This window comes from Oleiphilus sp. HI0067 (genome assembly GCF_001635735.1).
This window is the reverse complement of sequence record NZ_LWFI01001065.1, coordinates 1-1,408: the sequence shown is the minus strand read 5'-3', so window position 1 is coordinate 1,408 and position 1,408 is coordinate 1. Positions and strand designations below refer to the sequence as shown.

Sequence of the window (1,408 nt, the reverse complement as noted above, 5' to 3'; positions counted from 1 at the left end):
CCATATTGCGGGCTTTGCGTGATGATGTGATTGATATTATTGCAACCGATCATGCGCCGCATACCTTTGATGAAAAAAACGTACCTTATATGCAAGCGCCTGCGGGCCTGCCATTGGTTCAGCATGCACTGCTGAGTTTAATTGAGCATGTTAGAAACGATCGTTTATCAATTGAACAGGTCGTGCAAAAAGCTGCGCATAATCCTGCCATTCGATATGGTGTGCAAGAAAGAGGTTTTATCCGAGAAGGCTATTTTGCGGATCTAGTGCTGGTGTCTCCTAACCAAGTTACGCCAGTTAGTCATGACAATGTGTTGTACCGTTGTGAGTGGACACCATTTGATGGGACAACATTCTCATCACGAATTCAGTCAACTTGGGTCAATGGAAATCTTGTGTTTGATAGCGATCAAGTGATTGATACCCACACGGCTTCAGCCTTGATATTTAATCGTCCAAATTAGGAGATTTATGAGTTCCCAAAAGCAGTTACCTGATGTTGCGTCGAATGCAAAAGTAGAGCGCGCCGCGACATTACGATGGGTAGGGATGGAAGCGATAGCAATACCTTTGTTTGTGAGAGCGCAGGGCGCTTTGCTTCAGGTGAGTGCCAGTGCCGACTTATATGTCAGTCTTGATGCGGCTGAGGCAAAAGGTATCCATATGTCGCGCTTGCACTTAGCCTTAAATCGCGATTTAGGTAATCAAGCGCTCACGCTAGAAACGCTTCAGGCATTGTTGTCGCAAATGCAGCGATCTCAGGAAGGTATTAGTAAGAATGCGAAACTTGCTTTGTCATTTGATTTAGTGCTTAACAAGCCAGCAATGCTGAGCGGTGAACAAGGGTTTCAGCGTTACCCGATTCGTATTGAGTCAGTTTTGCGTGACAACGAATTTAGCACACAGGTGGATGTGGAAGTGCCTTATTCGAGTACTTGTCCCTGTTCCGCATCATTGTCTAGACAGCTTTATAGCGAAGCGTTTGATCAGCGCTTTGGTGAAGAGTCGATTCCAAAAGATCAGATCCTTCAATGGATACTTCAAGAGGCAGGTTCGGTAGCAACACCACATAGTCAGCGTTCTTACGCGTACATTAAATTGATCTTAGCTCCCAATGAATGGTTCGAGTTTGATGAGCTAATTTTTGATGTTGAAAAAGCGATTGGTACGCCTGTTCAAACGGCGGTCAAACGTCAAGACGAGCAGGCATTTGCCAAACTTAATGCAGATAACTTGATGTTTTGTGAGGACGCAGCGAGACGCTTAAAAGACAGCTTAGAGCATATGAATGGCGTGGTGGATTATTGGTTCAAGGTTGAACATCAAGAAAGCTTGCATGCACACAATGCTGTAGCGATCGATTATAAATTTAGCGAATGAAAAGCGCCCCAAGAAAAACGAGGAAATA

Annotated in this window: 2 protein-coding genes; both read left to right on the top strand. The window is 44.6% G+C overall.

All coding sequences use genetic code 11. From position 1 onward, the window contains the following. On the top strand, positions 1-464 hold a 464-nt coding region (locus tag A3739_RS14765; RefSeq protein WP_156502603.1), incomplete at its 5' end, for an amidohydrolase family protein. A gap of 7 nt (positions 465-471) precedes the next feature. Beyond that, a complete protein-coding gene (gene folE2 / locus A3739_RS14760) occupies positions 472-1,380 on the top strand; it encodes a GTP cyclohydrolase FolE2 (RefSeq protein ID WP_068473984.1) in 909 nt (302 codons plus the stop codon). Positions 1,381-1,408: the final 28 nt, after the last annotated feature.

Bases quoted from the DNA above. Each gene is read 5' to 3' on its own strand.
- folE2 (WP_068473984.1), top strand. From the start codon at position 472: ATGAGTTCCCAAAAGCAGTTACCTGATGTTGCGTCGAATGCAAAAGTA.